This window comes from Sporolactobacillus kofuensis, assembly GCF_024125425.1.
Taxonomy (GTDB): domain Bacteria; phylum Bacillota; class Bacilli; order Bacillales; family Sporolactobacillaceae; genus Sporolactobacillus; species Sporolactobacillus kofuensis.
The window spans coordinates 1-21,760 of sequence record NZ_JAMXWN010000017.1 but is presented as its reverse complement, the minus strand read 5'-3'; the positions used below and the strand labels follow the sequence as shown (position 1 = coordinate 21,760).

At 43.9% G+C, this 21,760-nt stretch carries 20 protein-coding genes; all 20 read right to left on the bottom strand.

Annotated elements, in window-relative coordinates; translation table 11 throughout:
- Positions 1 to 74: 74 nt before the first annotated feature.
- The 20 genes from metG to NIE32_RS12330 all read right to left on the bottom strand — a co-directional run bounded on the left by metG (position 75) and on the right by NIE32_RS12330 (position 21,480).
- Positions 75 to 2,084 (bottom strand): methionine--tRNA ligase, encoded by a 2,010-nt coding sequence (gene metG, locus NIE32_RS12425; protein WP_253077217.1) that lies wholly within the window; start codon positions 2,082 to 2,084, stop codon positions 75 to 77.
- A gap of 413 nt (positions 2,085 to 2,497) precedes the next feature.
- Complete coding sequence (rsmI, locus tag NIE32_RS12420) at positions 2,498 to 3,385, bottom strand: 16S rRNA (cytidine(1402)-2'-O)-methyltransferase (RefSeq protein WP_253077216.1); 888 nt, start codon at positions 3,383 to 3,385, stop codon at positions 2,498 to 2,500.
- Entirely contained in the window at positions 3,351 to 3,638 is a 288-nt protein-coding gene (locus NIE32_RS12415; protein WP_253077215.1) for a GIY-YIG nuclease family protein, read from the bottom strand. Before NIE32_RS12415 ends, rsmI begins: the two co-directional genes overlap by 35 nt.
- Positions 3,635 to 4,372, bottom strand: coding sequence for a tRNA1(Val) (adenine(37)-N6)-methyltransferase (locus NIE32_RS12410; protein ID WP_253077214.1), 738 nt, complete (start codon positions 4,370 to 4,372; stop codon positions 3,635 to 3,637). Before NIE32_RS12410 ends, NIE32_RS12415 begins: the two co-directional genes overlap by 4 nt.
- Positions 4,373 to 4,423: 51 nt before the next feature.
- Positions 4,424 to 4,783, bottom strand: coding sequence for a DNA replication initiation control protein YabA (yabA, locus tag NIE32_RS12405; RefSeq protein WP_253077213.1), 360 nt, complete (start codon positions 4,781 to 4,783; stop codon positions 4,424 to 4,426).
- Between the two features lie 17 nt (positions 4,784 to 4,800).
- Positions 4,801 to 5,628, bottom strand: a complete 828-nt coding sequence (locus tag NIE32_RS12400; protein WP_253077212.1) for a PSP1 domain-containing protein — start codon at positions 5,626 to 5,628, stop codon at positions 4,801 to 4,803.
- Positions 5,625 to 6,623: a DNA polymerase III subunit delta' gene (holB, locus tag NIE32_RS12395; RefSeq protein WP_253077211.1), complete on the bottom strand. Its 999-nt coding sequence runs from the start codon at positions 6,621 to 6,623 to the stop codon at positions 5,625 to 5,627. Before holB ends, NIE32_RS12400 begins: the two co-directional genes overlap by 4 nt.
- 41 nt (positions 6,624 to 6,664) lie before the next feature.
- Complete coding sequence (locus NIE32_RS12390) at positions 6,665 to 7,102, bottom strand: YaaR family protein (protein WP_253077210.1); 438 nt, start codon at positions 7,100 to 7,102, stop codon at positions 6,665 to 6,667.
- 26 nt (positions 7,103 to 7,128) lie between these two features.
- On the bottom strand, positions 7,129 to 7,458 hold the full coding sequence (gene darA / locus NIE32_RS12385) for a cyclic di-AMP receptor DarA (RefSeq protein ID WP_253077209.1): 330 nt from the start codon (positions 7,456 to 7,458) through the stop codon (positions 7,129 to 7,131).
- Between the two features lie 47 nt (positions 7,459 to 7,505).
- The gene (tmk, locus tag NIE32_RS12380) at positions 7,506 to 8,171 is read right to left on the bottom strand and encodes a dTMP kinase (protein ID WP_253077208.1); all 666 of its coding nucleotides are present in this window, start codon (positions 8,169 to 8,171) and stop codon (positions 7,506 to 7,508) included.
- Between the two features lie 2 nt (positions 8,172 to 8,173).
- A complete protein-coding gene (locus tag NIE32_RS12375) occupies positions 8,174 to 9,616 on the bottom strand; it encodes an aminotransferase class I/II-fold pyridoxal phosphate-dependent enzyme (RefSeq protein ID WP_253077207.1) in 1,443 nt (480 codons plus the stop codon).
- 134 nt (positions 9,617 to 9,750) lie between these two features.
- On the bottom strand, positions 9,751 to 9,915 hold the full coding sequence (locus tag NIE32_RS12370; RefSeq protein ID WP_253077206.1) for a hypothetical protein: 165 nt from the start codon (positions 9,913 to 9,915) through the stop codon (positions 9,751 to 9,753).
- A 73-nt stretch (positions 9,916 to 9,988) separates the two neighbouring features.
- Complete coding sequence (locus NIE32_RS12365; RefSeq protein ID WP_253077205.1) at positions 9,989 to 10,564, bottom strand: VanZ family protein; 576 nt, start codon at positions 10,562 to 10,564, stop codon at positions 9,989 to 9,991.
- Between the two features lie 196 nt (positions 10,565 to 10,760).
- Complete coding sequence (locus NIE32_RS12360) at positions 10,761 to 11,405, bottom strand: response regulator transcription factor (RefSeq protein ID WP_253077204.1); 645 nt, start codon at positions 11,403 to 11,405, stop codon at positions 10,761 to 10,763.
- Complete coding sequence (locus tag NIE32_RS12355; RefSeq protein WP_253077203.1) at positions 11,402 to 13,732, bottom strand: sensor histidine kinase; 2,331 nt, start codon at positions 13,730 to 13,732, stop codon at positions 11,402 to 11,404. Before NIE32_RS12355 ends, NIE32_RS12360 begins: the two co-directional genes overlap by 4 nt.
- Positions 13,733 to 13,736: 4 nt before the next feature.
- Complete coding sequence (locus tag NIE32_RS12350; protein ID WP_253077202.1) at positions 13,737 to 15,833, bottom strand: sensor histidine kinase; 2,097 nt, start codon at positions 15,831 to 15,833, stop codon at positions 13,737 to 13,739.
- Between the two features lie 214 nt (positions 15,834 to 16,047).
- Positions 16,048 to 16,281 (bottom strand): sigma factor G inhibitor Gin, encoded by a 234-nt coding sequence (locus NIE32_RS12345; RefSeq protein ID WP_253077201.1) that lies wholly within the window; start codon positions 16,279 to 16,281, stop codon positions 16,048 to 16,050.
- A gap of 401 nt (positions 16,282 to 16,682) precedes the next feature.
- A complete protein-coding gene (gene murG / locus NIE32_RS12340) occupies positions 16,683 to 17,738 on the bottom strand; it encodes an undecaprenyldiphospho-muramoylpentapeptide beta-N-acetylglucosaminyltransferase (protein ID WP_253077200.1) in 1,056 nt (351 codons plus the stop codon).
- A 149-nt stretch (positions 17,739 to 17,887) separates the two neighbouring features.
- The gene (locus tag NIE32_RS12335) at positions 17,888 to 19,750 is read right to left on the bottom strand and encodes an ABC transporter ATP-binding protein (protein WP_253077199.1); all 1,863 of its coding nucleotides are present in this window, start codon (positions 19,748 to 19,750) and stop codon (positions 17,888 to 17,890) included.
- Complete coding sequence (locus NIE32_RS12330) at positions 19,747 to 21,480, bottom strand: ABC transporter ATP-binding protein (RefSeq protein WP_253077198.1); 1,734 nt, start codon at positions 21,478 to 21,480, stop codon at positions 19,747 to 19,749. Before NIE32_RS12330 ends, NIE32_RS12335 begins: the two co-directional genes overlap by 4 nt.
- Between the last annotated feature and the right edge of the window lie 280 nt (positions 21,481 to 21,760).

Genomic DNA, 21,760 nt, shown 5'->3' with positions numbered 1-21,760 from the left:
GTTTATGTCATACAAAAATGGCGGGATCTGCGAATCGCCGAACTCCCGCCTTCTGTGTCGTCCATCTCTTCAGATTAACGAATCTTTGTCCCATTAGGTAACGGACCCGAGACCGTCGCAACTTTTAACGTGCCCTCTGCGTCACCCGCCAGTAGCATGCCTTGTGACAGCTCACCCCGTAATTTCACAGGCTTAAGGTTTGCAATCACAATTATTTTTAAGCCGACCAGTTCTTCCGGCGTATAGTACTCGGCAATTCCTGAAACAACTTGTCGTTGTTCATAACCAAGATCAAGCTGAAGTTTCAGCAGTTTATCTGCACCCTTCACCTTTTCAACCTTAAGGACTTCGGCAACACGTAAATCGATTTTTTGGAAGTCCTCCAGATTAATTTGTGCCGGTACCTCAGCATTTTTCTTCGCCTTTGACTTGCTTTCTTTGTTGCCGTTCGGTTTTGTATCGGCTGCGCCGCGCATCTGCGACTTGATGTAAGCCACTTCTTCCTTCAGATCAAGACGTGGGAAGATGGGTTCTCCCTTTTGCACCGTCCACTGACCTTTATTCGCATCAGGTACCTGGATTGAATCCCATGCCAGATCTTCATCCTGAGTTACACCGAGCTGTGCGAACATTTTCTTTGGCGTCGATGTGAAAAACGGCTGAATCATAATTGCAACAACCCGGATCGTGTTCACGAGATGTCCGATCACCGATGCAAGTGCTTCTTTCTTCGCTTCATCCTTGGCGAGGACCCAAGGCTGCGTATCATCGATGTATTTATTTGTTTGTCCGACCAGCTTCCAGATTGCCGACAAAACAACCGAAAACTGCAGATTTTCCATCTGCTCTTCAACGGTCGCGCGTGTCTCCTTCAGCGCATCTTCGAGTCCTGCGTCAAATTCGGTGACATGACCAGCATAGGCAGGAACTTTTCCATCAAAATATTGGTTGCACATTGCAACGGTACGGTTGAGCAAGTTCCCAAGATCGTTGGCCAAATCAAAATTAATACGTTCAACAAAGGCTTCCGGTGTGAACATACCATCAGAACCGAATGGTACTTCGCGGAGCAAGTAGTAGCGCAGCGCATCAAGCCCATAGCGGTCGATCAGCGGTTCCGGATCCACAACATTGCCTTTTGATTTGGACATTTTGCCATCCTTCATCAATAGCCAGCCGTGTCCGTACACTTTCTTTGGTAACGGAAGACCAAGCGCCATCAGCATAATTGGCCAATAAATGGTATGAAAACGAACAATTTCCTTTCCGACCAAATGCACGTCGGCCGGCCAGAATTTATTAAATTTCGTTTCATCTTCAGAACCATAACCGATCGCTGTTATATAATTAATCAACGCATCCAACCACACATAGACCACATGTTTTGGATTGTCGAGAACCTTGATTCCCCATGTATAGGAAGTACGGGAAACCGCCAAATCTTCCAAGCCGGGCTTAATAAAGTTATTGATCATTTCGTTCTTACGCGACTCCGGCTGAATAAAGTCGGGGTGTTCCTCATAGTATTGCAGCAGACGATCGACATACTTGCTCATCTTAAAGAAGTAGCATTCTTCTTTAACTTTCTCAACCGGGTGACCGCTGTCCGGGCTCTTCCCACCGATCACTTCACCCTTGTCGTTCTTTTCAATATCGACCAATTGCGACTCGGTATAGTAGGTTTCATCAGGAATACTGTACCAGCCTTCATATTCGCCGAGATAGATGTCGCCTTGGCGTTCCAGCTTTGCAAAAAGTTTCTGTACGACTTTTGTGTGGCGCTCTTGTGTCGTGCGGATAAAATCATCATAGGAAATATCAAGTTTCTTCCATAGCTGCTTAATCTGAGCAACCATTCCGTCCACATAGTCTATGGGCGCTATCCCTTTTGCTTTTGCTTTTTCTTCAATTTTCTGGCCATGTTCATCTGTTCCTGTTAAGAACATGACATCGTATCCGCGCAGCCGTTTATAGCGGCACATCGCGTCTCCAGCCACCGTAGTATAGGCATGGCCAATATGTAATCTACCGCTTGGATAGTATATAGGCGTCGTTAAATAGAAAGATTTTTTTTCTTCAGTCATGAGCCTGTGCAACCTCCTTAATGAATACCGTTTCCAAATGATCCCTATCTTTAAAAACTATACGTTTCACCGTAATGAATGTCAAGAAAGCGAAAGGGATCACGAAGCTTGCTCTGATGCACGATCCTTGTGTGTTCACCCCAAGTTTTTCCATGAGTAACTGCGTCTATTTAGCAAAACCGTGGCAAGAACCGCCCAGTCCTTTTTTTACACCCATTGCGCTTTGATCGCTCGCTTGCCGCAGGCGATCCTTAATCCTCTTCGGTCAACCCACTTTCTGCGGAGTCTCACTTGGCTCACGATCAGCAGGAACCTCCGCAGGCGTCTCGCATTACTACCACATTATAGCCAAAAATCATAGACATTCTTATCTTAATCAAAAAGGATTCACGACAAGCGTAAATCCTCAAAGGTTAGTTTTCAATTTGGTGATAAATCCGATAGATTTCACGCTTTGGCTGTGCACGATCCGTTGCCGCTTGTTTGATCGCATCTTTCACAGACAATCCGTTCTCCTGCACATAATGGTCAACATGCTCCTGAACAGTAAGTGCCGACCACCATAATGCGTTTGCCTGTTCTTCGTTGTCGTTATTTCCTTCAACGATTAAGCAAAATTCTCCTTTTGGAGCCTCACCTGTACCGATAAAGCTCATAACCTCATCCAGTGAACCGCGGACAAACGTTTCATAACGCTTGGTGAGCTCACGCGACAGGGAAATGCACCGATTTCCAAAAGTATCGAACAGATCTTTCAGCGTATCCTTTATTCGAAAAGGCGACTCATAAAAAATGATCGGATACGGAAACACCCGCAACGTATCCAGTGCTTGACCGCGTTCCTTATTTGCACGCGGAAGAAAGCCGTAAAAGAGAAAGTGATCCGTGGGTAACCCTGATGCAATGAGGCTGGTTACCGCTGCGTTCGCTCCAGGTAGCGGAACAACCGGAATCTGGTGATCAATGCATAATGCCGCAAGGTCGGCCCCCGGATCAGAAATACCCGGTGTACCGGCATCCGTCACTAGAGCAATGTTCTTTCCGCTTTCGAGTTCTGTAAGTAGCTTTGCTCCGCTTGTCTTCTTATTGTGTTCATGATAGCTTACCAGCGGCACGTGAATGTCAAAGTGTGTGCAGAGTTTCATTGTGTGCCGCGTATCTTCAGCAGCGAGCAGATCGGCTTTCTTAAGCACTTCAAGTGCACGAAAGGTCATATCGTCAAGGTTTCCAATCGGTGTGGGGACAAGAAACAAGGTTCCTTTCCCTTCATGATCGCTTTGAAAACTGCGCTGTTCCCACATCTGTGCTGCTCCTTTGAATTAATTCCTGTTTTTCCTGCCTGGTCAGGTGCTTAATCGCCCATTCTCTTTGCATCGCGGATGACTTGTCCGTCAACTGCTCCTGATAGGCAATACGTAGAGGTTTATGGCTTCGCGTGTATTTAGCACCTTTCCCACTGCAGTGCAGTGCGAACCGTTTTGCCACATCAGCAGCATACCCCGTATAGAGGCTGCCATCCGCACACTCCAGTATATAAACACTAAATGGCTTCATGACTCGGGCCACACATCCTCCGTATAACGACCGTCTGCATGGTAGACAACGATTGGCGGCAGCACTGAGAGTCCAGGCTTGCCGCCTCTTGTTCCTTCAACCAATACAATATTTGCAGGTTTATGGCGATGCGGATGCACATACTGAACCCGTTTCGGTTCAATGCCTTGCGCACGCATACCCTCCAAAATATCAACAAGACGTTCCGGCCGGTGCACCAGCGCAAACTTACCGCCCGGCTTCAGTAGTCGACTACTTATAAAGAGCACATCTGCGAGCGTAATCAAAAGCTCATGGCGTGCAATCGCCAAATGACGATTCAGCTTAATATCACGTGCCGCATCGACCGAAAAATAGGGGGGATTGCAGGTGACCACGTCACAGGTCCCTCTTCCAATTTGCTTATCGATGTTCTTGGCATCCGCACATATAAAGTTGATCTGATCTTCTAAGTGATTAAGAACGGCACCGCGCTCGGCAAGGGCACATACCTCAGGCTGCACTTCAACACCCGTAATCTTTCCTTTTGTCCGTTCTGATAGAAGAAATGGAATCACGCCATTTCCTGAACAAAGATCCACTAGCTTGCCCTTTTGTATTGGTACATAGACAAAACGCGAAAGCAGAACTGAATCCAGGGAAAAAGGGAAAAGATCACTTGACTGAATGATTTTTAAACCTGTATTAAAAAGATAATCGACGCGTTCCTTACTCTGATCATATGTTTCATTCATTACATTTCACCCAAACAATGCATTCAGATCGCGTCGTCCGAACCCGCGCAATCATTTTTTATTTAGAAATGAGAGACAAAACAAACAATCGCCATCTTTGCGGACACTGCCGTAATGCAAATTGCAAATATGAAAGCCCTCTTTGTACAACCTTGCCAGATTGTCATAGCCCTCACCAATGTCAGGTTCAGAAATGGTTCCCGATTTATGCGTCTTTTGGGTTTTCGTATCAGAATTTTGGCTGCCGGCATCCTCAATGCGTTGTCTCAAGTTCCGATTTTCTAAAGTCAAATTCTGATTTTCTTCCAATAACGCGGTGAGTTGAGCTTTCAGATTTCCAAAATCTACGTAGATTTGCCCCAGCTGTTCCTCCAAATGACTGACTTGTGAGAAAATGTCCTTCTTCTCCAAGTTCATCCACCTCTTATTTAGTGGCTTCCCGAAGAAATAACCCCTTCTTCAATAAGCTCATCCAATGTATACTCAACCACTCTATTTTGATCCTTTAATTCAACTTGAACCAAATGTTCCAATATATTCAACCCAACCACTTGTCCGGGTCCATAACTGACATTGATCGTCTGACCAATATCCGGAAGAGACTTTTTCGCTGACTCATATTGATCGTTCTCATATTTCAAACAGCACATCAGCCGTCCGCAAACCCCTGATATTTTTGCGGGATTCAAGGACAGATTTTGATCTTTCGCCATTTTAATTGACACCGGCTCAAAGTCGCCAAGGAATGTTGAACAGCAAAGCATACGCCCACAAGGGCCTATTCCACCCAGCATTTTCGCTTCGTCGCGAACACCAATCTGACGCAGTTCAATTCTCGTTTTAAATACAGCCGCCAAGTCCTTGACCAACTCACGGAAATCAACACGACCATCTGCAGTGAAGTAAAAGATAATTTTATTGCGATCAAATGTATATTCAACATCCACCAGTTTCATTTCCAAGTGGTGATTGTATATTTTCTGAAGACAAATATCCATAGCAGCTTGTGCGTCTTCCTTATTCTTACGCACTTGCAATTCATCCGATTCCGTCGCAATCCGCACGACTTTCTTTAATGGCAGAACGACATCCTCTTCATCAACTGTTTTTCTCCCAATCACAACCGTCCCGCATTCAATACCTCGTGTCGTCTCCACAACGACATGAGCATCCTCCGGAATAGACAGTTGTTCCGGGTCGAAATAATATACTTTTCCGGCTTTCTTAAATCGAATGCCGACAATATCATAATTCATTTAAAGTAACCTCCTAACTTGATCACAAGTCGCTCCATAACACTAACTCCATTGACATGTGCGTCCAACTGTCTACGGGCATCTAAAATTGAGGACATGGCCCGAATCACTTGATTCGATGTAAGCGAGAGCATTTGCTCCTTAAGCCCATCAATCTGATCCTCATAGACAATTTCTTCCTGCCGATTCAAATGAAGCGACAAAAGATCTCGAAACCAAAGTAGCAACAAGTCCAAACCAACAGCCATTTTCTGATTGTTATCAAAGTTGGGAGTGAATTTTTCATAAACGTAGGGCAATGCAGAATCTGAAGACTTAAAAAGTCTTTGCACCAATTGTAACACTTGAGAACGCGCATCGGCAAACCATGCCTCTTGACAGAGAAGGGATCCTTCCTGATAGTCATGCGTAAGTGCAGCGGCCAGTTTCACTAATTGTTTCGGCAGACCATCTTGTATTAAACGCTTTTCGACAACTTGATCAGATAAAGGAATAAACGAAAGGACTTGGCATCTGGAAATAATTGTGTCGAGTAGCTGATGAAGATGCTCGGTCACAAGAAGTGCTAGTGTTCCAGGATGAGGTTCTTCTATAAATTTCAATAAACTATTTTCCGCCTGGGCCGTCATTTTCTCAGCCTGTTCAACAATGAAGACTTTGTGGGAAGATTCCACACTTCGATAGGAAAACTCCTTCATCAAATAGGAGATTTGTTCCTTTTTTATTGATGCAGCACCTTCCTCAGGAGCTACCCAAATCACATCCGGATGGTTACCCGATGCGATACGCCGGCAATTTCGGCATTCAAGACATGGTTTCTTCTCTGTCGGAGCTGTGCAAAATAGTGTTTGCGCGACCAGCAATGCTGTCTGTCGTTTTCCGGTACCCTTTGGACCTTCCATCAAGTATGCATGCGCCAGTTCCTCTCTCTGCATGGCATGAGAAAGAACCCTTGCCACGGTTTGCTGTTGCTCGCTTAGCTCCTGCCAGTTCATGTCTTGTGTTCGCTCGCTCTCTGATAAATTATTCTCCAAATCTATACATATAAATTGATTAGCATTCCACGAATTTCATCCAGCTGATCAAGTAGTTTCAATTCGCTTTTATTCTTATCCAGTAAATCATTCGTCAAGGTCATCAGTTTCTGATCGACAGTCTTAACTAAAGTTTGCTGCGTTCCGCCCTGCTGCCATGATCGAGACTGAGAAGTACCGAGCCCATTTTGAACTGCTTCTTGGAGAAAAGAACGTACGTACTGCTTGTACACTTGCAGATCCCGAATTGTGCGCGAAACAGAGACGCGTTTTGCTTGTTCATCAACTTTATTCAGTAACGCCTTCAATGCATCGGTTTTCATCGCACTTTTTTGAGTGGTGAGCGTCCGCTCAAAGGTTGTACGCGGTTGCGCTACAGAACTCTCGCGTTTGGCGACCGATTCACTGATGCTCGGCTGCTGATTAATTTTTATCGCCATGAAACGCCCCTCCAAGCCTTGAATGGTTAAAAGTGTTTAAATTGATCGACATCTAGGACAAAGACAGTCGCCCCGCCTACCTCAACCTCAACAGGATGCATTATGTATCCATCCGTATTGGCATCAAGCGAAGAAATAGGAGAAATCACCTGATTGCGGCTGTGACAGTGCAGTCGGATCAATTCAAGTAAATCATCGACTTGATGATCTTCCGTACCAATAATGAACGTTGTATTACCCGAGCGAAGAAAACCGCCAGTACTCGCCAACTTTGTTGCGTGAAAATCAGCATCAACAAGTGCCTGCTGCAAGAGATTGCTATCTTTGTCCTGAATAACAGCTACAATCAACTTCATCACAATCATCCTTTCGTACTTTGAATGAATTAGACAAGTCCGACTTCTTACTGTTTCATAAAATGAGTTAAATCTTTGAGAATATCTGAAAAGACCTGTTCATGATCTTGCTCGCCATCAATCATACATATTCTTGATTTATTTTCTTCATAGATCGCATAAAATCCTTCTCTCACCTGTTGATGATAGGCAAGCGCCCGCATTTCGATCCGATCAAGATCTGTGGCTGAATGCGTAACTCCTTGCTCAGGGTTGCCGGTTCGGCTTTTCATTCTGCTACGCCCTGTTTCCGGAGAAACGTCAATCATGTAGGTCCGATCCGGCGTCAAGCCGCCTGTTGCAAAGCGATTAATTTGCTTGATCGTTTCGATGGGCTGGCCAAGGCCGTATCCCTGATAGGCAATCGAAGCGTCAACAAAACGATCACAGAGCACAATTTTCCCCTCTTTTATCGCTGGTAAGATTTTCTCGGAAACATGCTGGCTTCGTGAGGCAGCATACAACAAAATTTCCGTCTCATCGGTCAGCTCTGCATGTTCAGGATTCAAGATAATCGCCCGAATCGTATCACTAATCTTCGTACCTCCTGGCTCACGCGTGAGCAGATAAGGGAGATTTCGCTGGCTCAGTTCATTTGCCAGTCGATGAATCTGTGTTGTTTTTCCTGAACCATCTGGTCCCTCAAACGTAATGAAAAGTCCTTTATGTTCCATGCTTATGATACTCCTGCCTGGTAAATCTTAATTTTTTCGTGATTACTACTTTCATTCTGAAAGGCGGCACCGGCTCGCTGCCAGTAGCGAATCATTTCGATGTTGCGCGCTGTAATGCATTCACCTTGAATAATGACAGGAATACCTGGTGGGTAGGGGATCACATGTTCAGCACAAATTTTCCCGATCGCCTGATACTGATCCACCTCAACAACACGCATTCCTGACAAATTGCGGTATGTATCTGAGAGTTCGATGCTCGCTGGAAAAGATGGTGGCTTCTCCGAGTATTCAGTAACGCGTGGTGTGCAAGCGGACACTACTTGCCTTATCCGAAAATAAGCATTGTCATAATGGATTTGATCGGTCAAACCTAGAACGAGCAGCACATGCCTTGGATCGGCCATTTCCGGATAAAGTCCTGATGCGATCAATTTTTCCTGAACATCAAACCCGGTTTCCTGAGTGTTCAGCGTCAAGGTGATTTTAAAAGGATCAACCGTGAAACGCTTCGGATCTGTTTGCAGAACTTGCAATCCATGTACCGATTGAAGCTGTTCAACGAACCGGTCACGTTGCTCGAGCATCTGACTCAAATGCTCCCTAGTTAATGTCGCCATAAAGTAGCGTGCTAAGTCCAGTGAAGCCATGATCGGATAAGATGGGCTCGAACTTTGCAGCATTTCCCGAATCGACGCAATTTTATCGTAAGAGACGCGCGATGAGTTCACGTGAAGGTAGGCACCCATTGTCATTGCAGGAAGCATCTTATGCGCTGAATGGACAACAAAGTCCGCCCCCATATCCAGTGTGCTTGGCGGAATCGGTGTCCCCATTTTAAAATGCGGTCCATGGGCTTCGTCTACCAGAATCAATAGTCCATGCTCTTGTCCTTGTTCAATTAACCGACGTACGGAGTGAGCGGCAATCCCATAGTAATTCGGGTAGGTTAAAATAAGTGCCTTAGCTTTCGGCCACCGCTTGAGACACCGAGCAAGCGACTCGGGGTCCATGCCGATCGATAATCCTGTCTCAGCATCGATCTCCGGCGCGATAAAAATAGGATGTGCACCCGCCATTTTTAATGCATTGAAAATGGACTTATGACTGTCGCGTTGTACAAAAACAACATCACCGGGAGCACAAGTTGCCATGACCATCGTCAGATTGCCAAGCGTTGAGCCGCCGACAAGGAAATAGCTCTTGATCGTCTTGTAGTAATCCGCCAACAAGCATTCCGCTTCACCCAACATTCCCTCAGGATGATAGAGATCATCCAAATGAGCAACTTCAGTCGCATCTATCGATAAGATCGATTTAAAAAGCTCAGCTGCCTTTTCAGGGAAAATCAGCCCATCCTTATGCCCCGGGACATGAAAGGAATACAACTGCTGTCGATTATAGTCTACTAATCCGTCAAAAATAGGCGTTCTGTTCTGATCCATGTCTAAGCATCCTTGATCGTTAATACCTTCATTTTAGCATAGTCATGGATGATACCACTAATAATAATCCGAACGATTCATTACATGAGAAGAGTGGAAAAAATGGATTTGATGGAAGGATATTGATTCTGAGATTACTTCTTTTCAAGCTTAACCGTAAGTTCTGTCATACCAATAATGGTCAAAGAGACAATCAACAATCCTATTGCAAACAGATGATTAACTGATTGGGTATTATAGATAACGAGACTCAGACAAAGAAGCAAAACGCCTATAATATATCCGGCCGGTTTTTTCAAGTAGATTCATCTCCTAAGAGAATGATTTGATTAAAATGGGAATCAAGATTCAGAGGTTTACTCTATGAGGATTTTATCTTGTAGACATGGTTTCCGATATACATTCTTGCATCCATTGTGTTTTCTGCATACAGAAGAAAAGAATTGAACCTGTGAGTACGCCAATAGAATTGAGAATCAGAGCATCGATATCAAAGAGGTGTTTTGGGAAGTGAGGCACATTGTTCATGAAATAGAGACCACATTCGACCACCAGTATGGCAGTCATTCCAATGACAATCAGACCGGAGAGCCGAAGATTTCCGTGCGAAGCAAATCCGACAAAGAAAATAAACGGAACCGGCAAAAGACTATTCCACATCAGTAGCCAATGTCCTTGATCGCTTTGCGTTTGCAGCATAATGTCTCTGAATGGCTGAAGGTTAACAAACGGCCCCCCCGGGCTGATTAGGGACTGTTCAACACGACTCATCGGTTGTACGGCCAGCAATAACGTAATGAGCAGATAGCCCACGAGCAAGGAAAGAAAGACACCTCGATGATACGTCAGCGTTTTTCTCACATACCTTTCCCACAATAGGCTCACCGAGAGGAATACACTATATGTGAGAAAAAATTCGAAGATCGTCGGATTCAGCACATGACTCATCCTTCTACCCCTCCTCACGCCCTGATATTCCTAATACAAGCTTAGTACAAATCAGGCCGCATCGCCCCGCATTTATCATGCGTGATCCCGCAAAAATAGTGCGGGAAATGTAAGCAAACAAGAGTAGAAGGAAATCGTATCCAGAGGGACTGGTGTTCCTTGCTCATATGGATCACTTATCCAAGTCTCCTATTCATTAATTTCTACTTATTTCTAGATGAATACCTAGTTCATTCACTTTTTCCGCCGCTTCAACACGGGAATGCACACCTAACTTTTGAAAGATACCCGTCAGATACTTTTCAACTGTTCGCTGACCAAGTAAGAGATTCTGCGCAATCTCACGGTTCGTATCCCCATGGACAACTCCGGCAAGAATGTCACGTTCATTTTGGTTGAGATGTACTTTTGACCCGTCTGTATGTACCGAGTCGTTCACCCGTAATCGCTGGAATAGCCACATGGGTAAAAGCACTTCGTCACGTAAAACAGCATGCAGCGCGGCAATTAAGGAATCAATGGAAGCTGATTTGCTGACAACTCCGGAAATGCCTCGTTTGAGCATTGATGCAAACAACGGCTCTATTTCCGTCTCATAGCCTGTATAGATAATAATTTTTGCATCCGGATCCTGATCAAGAATCAAATCAGATACAGCCATACCATCCATATCCGGCATATTTAAGTCAATGAGAAAGAGATCATAATGTGTTTCCTTTAAAATCAATTGAATGTTCTTTGCCGACGACTGAGTCTCCACCTCAAAACCTGCATTCTGCAGCACTGCCTTTGTGCCACTGGCAACAACGGCATGATCGTCTATTACGAGCACTGATGTCATATACTCAACCCCTTATCTTTGAAAGGCAGCTCAATGTGTACGGACAAACCGCTGCCACGCCATTCCTTCTGCATGGAATCGAATAGAATGCGTCCGCCCAAACCTTCTACTCGGCTTACTAACCCCGGAATACCGGACGTACTAAAGTAAGGATTAATCGTATCGGTGTCCATCCCTTGCCCGTCATCCTGATAGTTAATCAGACAACTTCCATCCCGATATGAAAGAGACAGTCTGACTTGATTCGCTTGAGCATGATTGATCGCATTACGCAATAATTCCTGCACTGAACGAAAAAGACATAATGCCCGTTCTTTTGTCAGCACGATCGGTGCCCTTTCGATCTCGGTTTCCAAATGAAAATCAGCGGTTAAATTGACGCGCTGGAACAACATGTTCAGCGACTGATTGAGCTTTCCTTTAAAAATTTCAGCAGGATACCACCCCCTGATTAATTTACGCATGTCGTCGGCATTATCTAGAATACGTTCGCGAATATAGTAAAGTTTATTTGCAGTATCTGAATCCATCGGCTTTTTCAATACCCGATCAATATCACGCGCAATCGCCAGTTGATCCTGAATATTGGTATCATGCATATCTCTTGATAAATGTGCGCGTTCCCGCTCTGAAATCGTAAAAAGCCACCGATTCATTGCTTGTGGAATTTTTTTGCGATCGGCCTCCAGATGATTAAATGCCGCCATTAAGCCCTCCATTTTATACAAATTATCAACAACGACTCGAGCATAGTTGATCAATGTCTCAAGCCACATTCGTTCATCTAAATTTAGGCCGCGTCCCGGCTTCATCCATGCGCCCGCCAACACTACTTTTTGATCAGCTTCTTCTCTTAATACAGCCGTGAACCCTTGATCACTCTTCTTCATACCGAACACATGATCAAAAGTAATGGTCTCACCCATCGACTTTGCCAACCGATGATTGATTCGATGAACTTCTCCATCCCGACTGACAAGGAAAAGGGCAACATCTTGAACGGGTAGTTCATCAAGAATCGCTTGATGTAGCATCAATTCGACATGACGCAGTGTATACTCTGTCTTTGACTTCTGAAGGAACCTATTTAATAATTCCTGATGTCTTTCTCGCTTTGGATGGATATAGTTTCTGAACTTGTAATCTGTGTATTCTTTAATATAGAAGACGAGCACAATGAGGACAAAAGTTAATGCACCAAGTTTCGCTATATCTAATGGGCTCTCTGTCAAATGGCGCTGGACCAAACCGAGGAATCCAAGCAATATGATGATCGTGATGACAAAGCTCATTGCGCAATAGTATCCAAGTCGGCCAATATAAAACGTCATGTCAATGAGCGCCGAGGACAACACAAGAGAACAAAGGGTAATTGGGAGTAAGATCATCCAAGGTGTGGTCCACTCCACAGGTGCCAGAGATGTCCCAATGAACATGTTCGGTAGCGCATAAAAAAGAATAAACGGTGCAAGTGAAAAGAAAAAGCCTGCGATTAGATAGTGGATGACTCGTCCGTATTCTGAGGATAACCGAATCTGATAATAAAGCCGGGTGAGCTGAATACAAAGCAAACCAAAAACAAAAACCGAGAAAAACAGTTCCTGAAGATAGTAAGCACTAACCTCTCGATTGATAAGGAAGCAGCTGTTAATCACAATTAATGATCCACACAAATAAAGGCATCCGAGCAGCCAGTTGGATACAAGCAAAAAGCCGCTGTCCAAAAAATAGTCTCGAAGGAACTGTGTAAGGAAAATCATGGTGAATACAATCGCTACACTCGTCAGTCTCAAGCTCCAGCTGTCGTGACGAGCATTCGCCGCCATTTCAAAGAGTACAGGGCTAAACGTGATTAATAAAGCAATGAGTGTGCGTACTACAGGTTTGCTTTCCTTGCGTACATATAAAAAGAGAACAGCCACAAAACAGGTCGTGAAAAATGCAAGCGGGATGATCAGATAAAAAAGTAACGCCGGTTTCGAGGCACTATTATCAATATCCAGATGAAATTCTAATAATCCGCGTTCTAGATCAACGGATTTGGCTTGACCAACCATATCAAAGTGGGTAATATTTCGATCTTCTTCAGGCCGCTGGCCATTGACGCCAACAACAACGTCCCCTACTTTAACACCAGCAGATTCGGCCCAGCTGTAAGGGGCAACAAAGCTGACCTTTACTTTGTTATGCTGATTTACTGTATAGATACCGACATAGGGTGAGCCAAGGATGGCAATCATAAAATGGATTGCAAGGACGAGCGAATAGCTCAATGCGATCAAAAGCACCAATGAACGCATCCATTTTTTCCTTTTTCCTTTATCCATCGAATCACACCTTCCTTGATTCATTGACCTGTGCGGTTATTCTTGTCCACTGAATGGTTACTTTCAATCCCTCGTGATGACCTGATTGAAGTTTGATGTTTCCACCAAGCCCTTCGACGCGTCCAATCATCCCGGGAAATCCCATCGTTCCAAAAGATTTTCTAATTTTTGAGACATTGAGCCCCACACCATCATCCGCATACTTTAAGACGAAGGTATCCTTTGTTGTTGTCAGTGCCAAAGTGACCAAACGCGCATGGGCATGCTTCTGCGCATTATTGAGCAATTCTTGAACCACTCTATATACCGCCATTTCCCATTCTCGCTGAAACCCATCCAACTTTTCGTCAATCGTTGCCTGTAATGTAAAATCAGCACGAAGATTAACCTTTTCAATTAATTCCATAAGCGCTTTTCTTAGCCCTGTGCGGTAGATAAATTCCGGGTGAAGATCATTGATCACTTGGCGCAGTACATACACACTATCCAGAATCTGTTCGCGGAGTCTAACCATTATGGCCTTCGTTTCCGAATGATCCGTACTGGATCCCCATGCGTCAAGTTGTCTTGCAATATCCAGCTGATCTTGCATGTTGCGATCATGCAGGCTTCGCGATAGTTTCCAACGTTCACGTTCGGAAATACGCAGCATCATCTTCTTAATGGTTAGTGGCACCGATGTACTTTGTACGGCTGTTTCTTCCAATTTCTCGAGCATGTCCTTTGTATTCGATAAATTCTCAATAACCATCTGGGTGTAACTGACCAGCGTAGCCAACCATGTACGTTCATCGGGGTTGAGCCGCCTTCTCGGCATCTTCCATTGCCCTTCTAACACCACTTTACCTCGTCTGCTTTCAGCCAATAAAATACGGAAACCGTTCATTGCGTTAATGATTTTTCCAAGTTCATCCTGCAACTGATCCGGTCTTCGATCTACGCTTTCACCAGGCTTCATGACCATCAATGTATCAGAGGTATCTTCTTTATCCACCAACGCAAGCCGAACATCTTTTACCGGCAGACAAGCTTCCATCTCTCTTTTTACGATCCGGCCTATATTATTTAAATCGTAATCGTCATTCATCCATTGTAAGAGACGATTGAGGCTCGTCTGTATATCCTGCTGCCTAGGGTACAGCCTTTTCCTCAGATAGAAATCCAAGTACTGCTTTATGTATAAGAACGCAAATATAGAAACAAAAGCGACAACACTAAAACGCACAACATTTGTACGATTAGAGATAATGATGCCCCATTCTGTCATTTCATGAAAGACCATACCTAGGATCATTGCCGGGATCAACGCCACTAGTGCACAATACACAATGCCAATTGTTGTAAAAGAAGTATCTATAAAGCGATCAGAGATCATTAAATAAAATAAGGCTAAGGGCAAGACCAAGAGAATGGTACCCGAAACCGGATGAAAAAGAAAACGATCTTGCAAAATAGCCGGAAGTATAGAACGAACGAGATGCGGAACGATAGCAATGACCAAGCAAGCAAGAAGGAGCTGAAACATAGATTTATAGACTGCTTCACGATGACGACGATAGACATAGATTGTTCGAAAAAGAATAACGGCCATCAGTGCTGCAACGAGCAGCATTGCGGCAGCGCGTGCTTCTGCTTGTCCATAATTAATACAAATGACCAAGGGAATCGAGATCAGAACAACCGTACCCTCTATGTATCTAAGCCACCTACGAGGTAGCCATTCAATCGTCCAAAATCTAAGATAACTTGTCAGTACCTCCATACAGAGAATAAATCCAAATAAATTGGCAAGTAGATAGACACTTTGCCCCACTTGATAGATGATTCCGGAACCGCCCACATCCCAAGCGTTCCATATGAGACTAAATACCGCAAGAAAGAGAATCAGCGTCTGTTCTCCACGTTCAGACTTATTTAGGTACCACAAGTAGAAACCGAGTACAAAGCAGAAGAAAGAGAAAAAGAACGGTAAGCCGACATTAAGTACAGGATCTTGACTTGGATACCTCATCATTAAAAAAGATACTGATAAGAGCATAGAAAGACACAGGCATACAAAGAGCAACCAATGTTTCCATAGAACGATTGATTTGGCAGGCATTTGTCCCCGCCTCCCGAACATTAGACTAAGACATATGTGGTCCAACAGACAGCTTTCGAAAACAATTATACGTCAGCTTGTCCCCAGATAGTCACAATGCCCTTCCTTTGCCTTCAGTTTAGCAGAAAAAGAATCCTCACGTAAATTACAAATCTTGTTCAAGAAGAATTAAGCAACCTTAGTCAATAAGATTTGAAAAACAAAAAGAGAAGCCTCAGCGCTTGCTTGCTTCTCCTCCTGATCCTGCATGAAAAATAACCTTCTCCTGCTTCACCTGAAGTTTCGCCAACTTATTCATAAAAAATTTGTACTTCCAATCCGTCACATCCGTTTCAATAATCTTCTTCTGGCAATCATCACAGATTAATTGATTACAAATGTGGATGCCTTCTGCTTTCTGGTGCCCACAGATTATGCATGTCTCTTCCTTTGATGCGTGATTCAACATTTCCAGCTCACCACCTCTCGTCTCATTATTTCCCGTTCTTAAGAATCTATTCAATCACAGCTAGCAAACTATTTCTCAAATTCTTATCCTTTGTCACTGTATGATTTTTGGGCTTTTCTTGTGTCTGTGGACGAGATGTTCCCACCCTCATTTTGTTTCCGCTTTTACAATGCCATGTGAGAAAGATCTGCCTCAGTGACACACACATGCGCTTCGCGTGCTCGTTTGCCGCGGGCGATCCATGTACCTCCTCGAACAGGCAATCTACGGGGTCTCGCCTGGCTCGCGATCTCGAAGGTGTCGCGTATCTTCACTACTTTTAAGCCAAAAATCATCCTCTACAGTCTTATCAGTCAAAAAAAGATGAACGACCGGGACTATTGCCCCTATCGCTCATCTTTTTATTTTTTAAGCTCACTGAGTATGTTTTTAATGCCATGCGTTGCATTTTGCGCTGCTTCCATACGATCCACATAGTCATATCGATTTTTATACACATTTTCGATCGTCTGCTGTAGTAGTGCCGGGGTTAGCGTGTCATTTTCCAGCACTTCGCATAATCCTTTGTTCTTAAAGGATTCCGCATTCAGGATCTGATCACCGCGGCTTGCACGAAGCGGCAGAGGAATCAAAATCATCGGTTTCTTTAACGCCAAAAATTCAAAAATCGCATTGGATCCCGCACGTGACAAAATAATCGAAGCAGCAGCCATAACGTCCGGCAATTCCTTGTCGACGTAGTCGAATTGCCGATAACCTTCCGTTGACTCAAGCGCTGGTTCAACATTGCCTTTCCCGCACAGATGCACAATCTGATACTTCTTCAGTAAGTCAGGAAGTGATTCCCGAACCACTTCGTTGATTTTCTTTGCTCCAAGACTTCCCCCCATAATTAAGAGTACCGGTTTGTCCGATTGGAAACCCAGAAAGTCCAAGCCTTTGTTACGATCGCCTTTGAATAAGACGTCTCGAATGGGTGCACCTGTGTAGACGGCTTTATCTTTCGGTAAATGGGCCGCAGCCTCTTCAAACGTAACAAATAATTTCGTTGCAAATTTAATCGCAATGCGATTGGCAAGGCCCGGTGTAATATCCGATTCATGAATGTAAACCGGAATGTGATTCAACCAACCACCAATTACAACAGGGACCGAAACAAACCCGCCCTTAGAGAAAATCACATCCGGCTTAATTTTCTTCAGCATTAGATACGCTTGCATGACGCCAGCGAGCACCTTAAATGGATCCTTGAAATTCTTCATATCAAAATATCTGCGAAGCTTTCCGCTTGAAATTGCTCGATAGTCAACCCCATGTGCCTGCACTAATTTTTTCTCAATGCCATCCTTCGAGCCAATATAAGTAACCTGCCAACCTTTTAATTCATCAATAAGCGCTAAATTCGGTGTGACATGACCTGCCGATCCACCGCCGGTAAACACAATCTTTTTTGTCATTGCTCTGCCTCGCTTTTTTCTTTACTCCACTTTAAAAGAGTTTAATATACTTATGCGGAAAGTAAAACAAAAAAATAAAAAAAGTCGATGGAGATTTGATAAAAAATGAAAAGCAACCGGTTGAATCCCCGATTGCCTATCATCACTAATTAATTCATTTCCTGTCTATCCGCCGCTTCTGCAAACTGGCTATTGTAAAGTTCAGCATAAAATCCCTTATCTTCCAGCAAAGAATGATGCGTTCCTTGCTCAATCACGCGACCATGGTCCATGACTAGAATCAGGTCAGCTTCTTTAATTGTTGAGAGACGATGGGCAATGACAAAACTAGTGCGGTTCTTCATAAGGGTATCCATCGCTCTCTGAATGTGTACCTCTGTTCGTGTATCTACGCTACTCGTAGCTTCATCAAGAATTAATAGCACAGGATCAGCAAGGATTGCCCGTGCGATCGTCAGCAACTGTTTCTGCCCTTGTGAAATATTTGTGCCTTCTTCATTTAATACCGTATCATAGCCATCCGGAAGCGTGCGTATAAAGTGATTGGCGTGTGCTGCTTCTGCAGCCTGAATGATTTCTTCATCCGTCGCTCCTTCACGACCGTAGGCAATATTTTCCCGTATGGTGCCTTTGAACAGCCATGTATCCTGGAGTACCATGCCAAACAGTTTGTGTAGTTGCTCCCGTTTTAATTCACGAGTATCCACGCCGTCAACGGTAATTTTTCCTGAACGACAATCATAAAAACGCATCAACAAGTTCACTAATGTCGTCTTTCCGGCACCTGTTGGCCCAACAATCGCAACTGATTGCCCCGCCTTAACATCAATATTCATATTTTCGATTAATGGTTGGTCTTCCTTATAACGGAAGGAAACATGATCAAAAACAACATGTCCGGATGGCGTTCCCAGTACCTTCGCATCAGCCGGATCCATGATCTCCTCCGCATCGAGAATCTCGAAAATACGCTCTGCAGATGCAATTGTCGACTGAATAATATTAGAAATGTTTGCGATCTGGTTAAGCGGCTGTCCAAATTGACGTGCATATTGAATGAACGCCTGAATGTCACCTATTTCAATCGAACGCTTAACAACCAAAATACCCCCGACAACAGAAATCAATACATAGCCAATATTGCCGACAAACATCATCATCGGCATCATAATTCCTGATAGAAATTGTGCCCGCCATGCAGAATCGTACAGCTTCCCATTCATTTCTTTAAATTTGTTAATCGATTCTGTTTCCTTGCCGAATGCTTTTATCACTTGATGGCCCGTGAACATTTCTTCCACATGCCCGTTTATTTGTCCGATCTGCACCTGTTGCTGTTTAAAATAACCTTGAGAACGTTTCGTAATCTGACCAATTCCTATAAAACTGAGCGGTATGGTCACAAGGAGCACTAAGGTCAGCAGCGGGCTGATTGTTAGCATCATCACAATGACTCCCACTAAGGTCACAATAGACGTGATGGAAGCGGTCAGACTTTGCTGCAAAGTGTTACTAATATTTTCCGTGTCATTAACTGCCCGGCTCAACACATCTCCGTATGGATGCGCATCGTAATAGTCAACCGGCATCCGTGACAATTTTTCATTTACTTGTTTACGTAGGTTATAAACCATTTTCTGAGCTACACCACTCATCAGATATTGCATGATGAATGTGAACAGCGAGCTCAATACGTACAGAATAACAAGCGTAACGACAATGCCCCAAATATAATGAAAATCAATATGGGCACCCGGGACGCCCTTTATTTTCATCATCATGCCTTCGAAAAGTTTGGTCGTGGCATTACCCATCAGTTTCGGAGCAATAATTGTAAAAATGGTACTTAATAGGGCTGTCACAAATACTGCTATCAACACGACTAGATGAGGCCGCAAATACCCCATCAATCGATGGAATGTCTTTCTAAAATTTTTCGCCTTTTGGACCGGCATGCGCATATGCCCCGGGCCAAATCCCCCATGAGAGCCGCGGTTTCCTTTTTCGCTCATGCCAACTCCTCCTTATCCAACTGCGAAGCCACAATTTCTTGGTAAACCGCGCATGATTTCATGAGTTGATCATGTGTACCCATTCCTACACTTTTGCCATCGTCCAAGACGATGATCTTGTCGGCATGAAGCACTGTACTTACCCGTTGGGCGACGATAATTAATGCAGCTTCTTTAGTCACTTGGCTCAGTTCAGCACGCAAACGTGCATCCGTCTGATAATCAAGTGCTGAAAAACTATCATCCAGTAGGTAAACATCTGCATGGCGTACCAGTGCACGCGCAATGGCCAACCGCTGCTTTTGGCCGCCAGATACGTTCTTACCTCCTTGGGCAATGACAGAATCATAACCTTCGTCCATTTCCCGAATAAAATCGTCCGCCTGTGCGATACGCGCAGCCTCTCTAATTTCTTCATCCGTCGCTTGTTCATTACCGTAACGAATATTATCTGAAACCGATCCGGTAAACAATACTGCCTTCTGTGGTACATACCCGATCATCTGACGAAGTTTGTTAAGAGGAAGCTGCTTAACATTGACACCATTCACCTCAACACGGCCGTTGACTGCATCAAAATATCTCAGAATCATATTCAGCACTGTTGATTTCCCAGCACCAGTCCCTCCGATAATTGCCGTCGTTTCCCCAGGACGTGCGGTGAAAGAAAGATGAGACAGCGCCGGTGTCTCCGCTCCAGGATAGCGAAACGTCACGTCGTTAAAAGTCACACCTTGTTTCTCATTGGCATTGCTTGCTAGTGATGAGGATTTCATATCTTTAATATCCGGTTGGATGTCCAATACCTCATTGACACGTGAAGCCGAAACCTGTGCTCTTGGAATCATGATGAACATCATCACGCCCATAAGTATCGAAAACATAATTTGCATCGCGTATTGAATGAATGCCATCAGATCCCCAACCTGCATTGCCCCGCTATTAATTCGTAGGCCACCAAACCAAACAATTGCCACCATAGATAAATTCATGATCAACATCATCAGCGGCATAGCAGTTGACATAATCTGATTTATTCTTATTGATGTTTGTGTAATGTCTTTATTGGCTTCATCAAACCGCTTCAATTCATGATTCGTACGATTAAACGAACGAATGACACGAATGCCCGTCAGTTCCTCGCGTAAAATCAAATTAAGCCGATCCATTTTTTTTTGGATGACTTTAAAGAAAGGTAACCCTTTCTTAGCAAGAATGAGAATCGATACGATGAGCAAAGGAAGAGAAACAACAAGCACCAGTGAAAGTTTGGCATCCTTTGACAGTGCCATGATAATACCACCGACACACATCAGTGGCGCCATTGTCATCATCTTAAGGATCATCATATAGACCTGTTCAATTTGTGCAATATCATTTGTAGTTCTTGTGATCAGTGAACTGGTCCCTACTTGATCAAATTCCTTCAGTGAAAATGTCTCAATATGGGCAAACATTGTATTTCGAACGTCTCTCCCAAAGCCAGACGCTACCTTAGATGCCAAATAATTCGCAACAACCGTAAGAATACCGGCCACGAGCGTTACAAGAAGCATCAAGAACCCCATTTTATAAATGTACGGCATGTCGCCTTTCACAATACCCGTATCCACAATATCCGACATAAGCGTTGGTAGGTACAAATTCGCTAATGATTGCAAGAACACAAAGAGTACAGATAAAATTGCCGGCCATAGATACGGCTTCATATAGTTTGCCAGACGAACCATTTCCTCAACTCCATTCTTTCAATAGTCTTTCAATCCTTATTTAACCATTCTCTACTTCAAGATTTTCAACCATGGATACATATCACATAGCATGAACTCGTTACAGTTTACCTACCCAATATGAACCAGATATGAATCCATTAACTATTATTTAATTTTACTCTCTCACTGACTCCATTTCATCCTTGATTCATGCACGTAAAAACATGAAAAACACGTAGTTCTCATTTCAAGAACTACGTGTTTTTCATTCTTCATATCTTTTTAAATAAAACAAGCG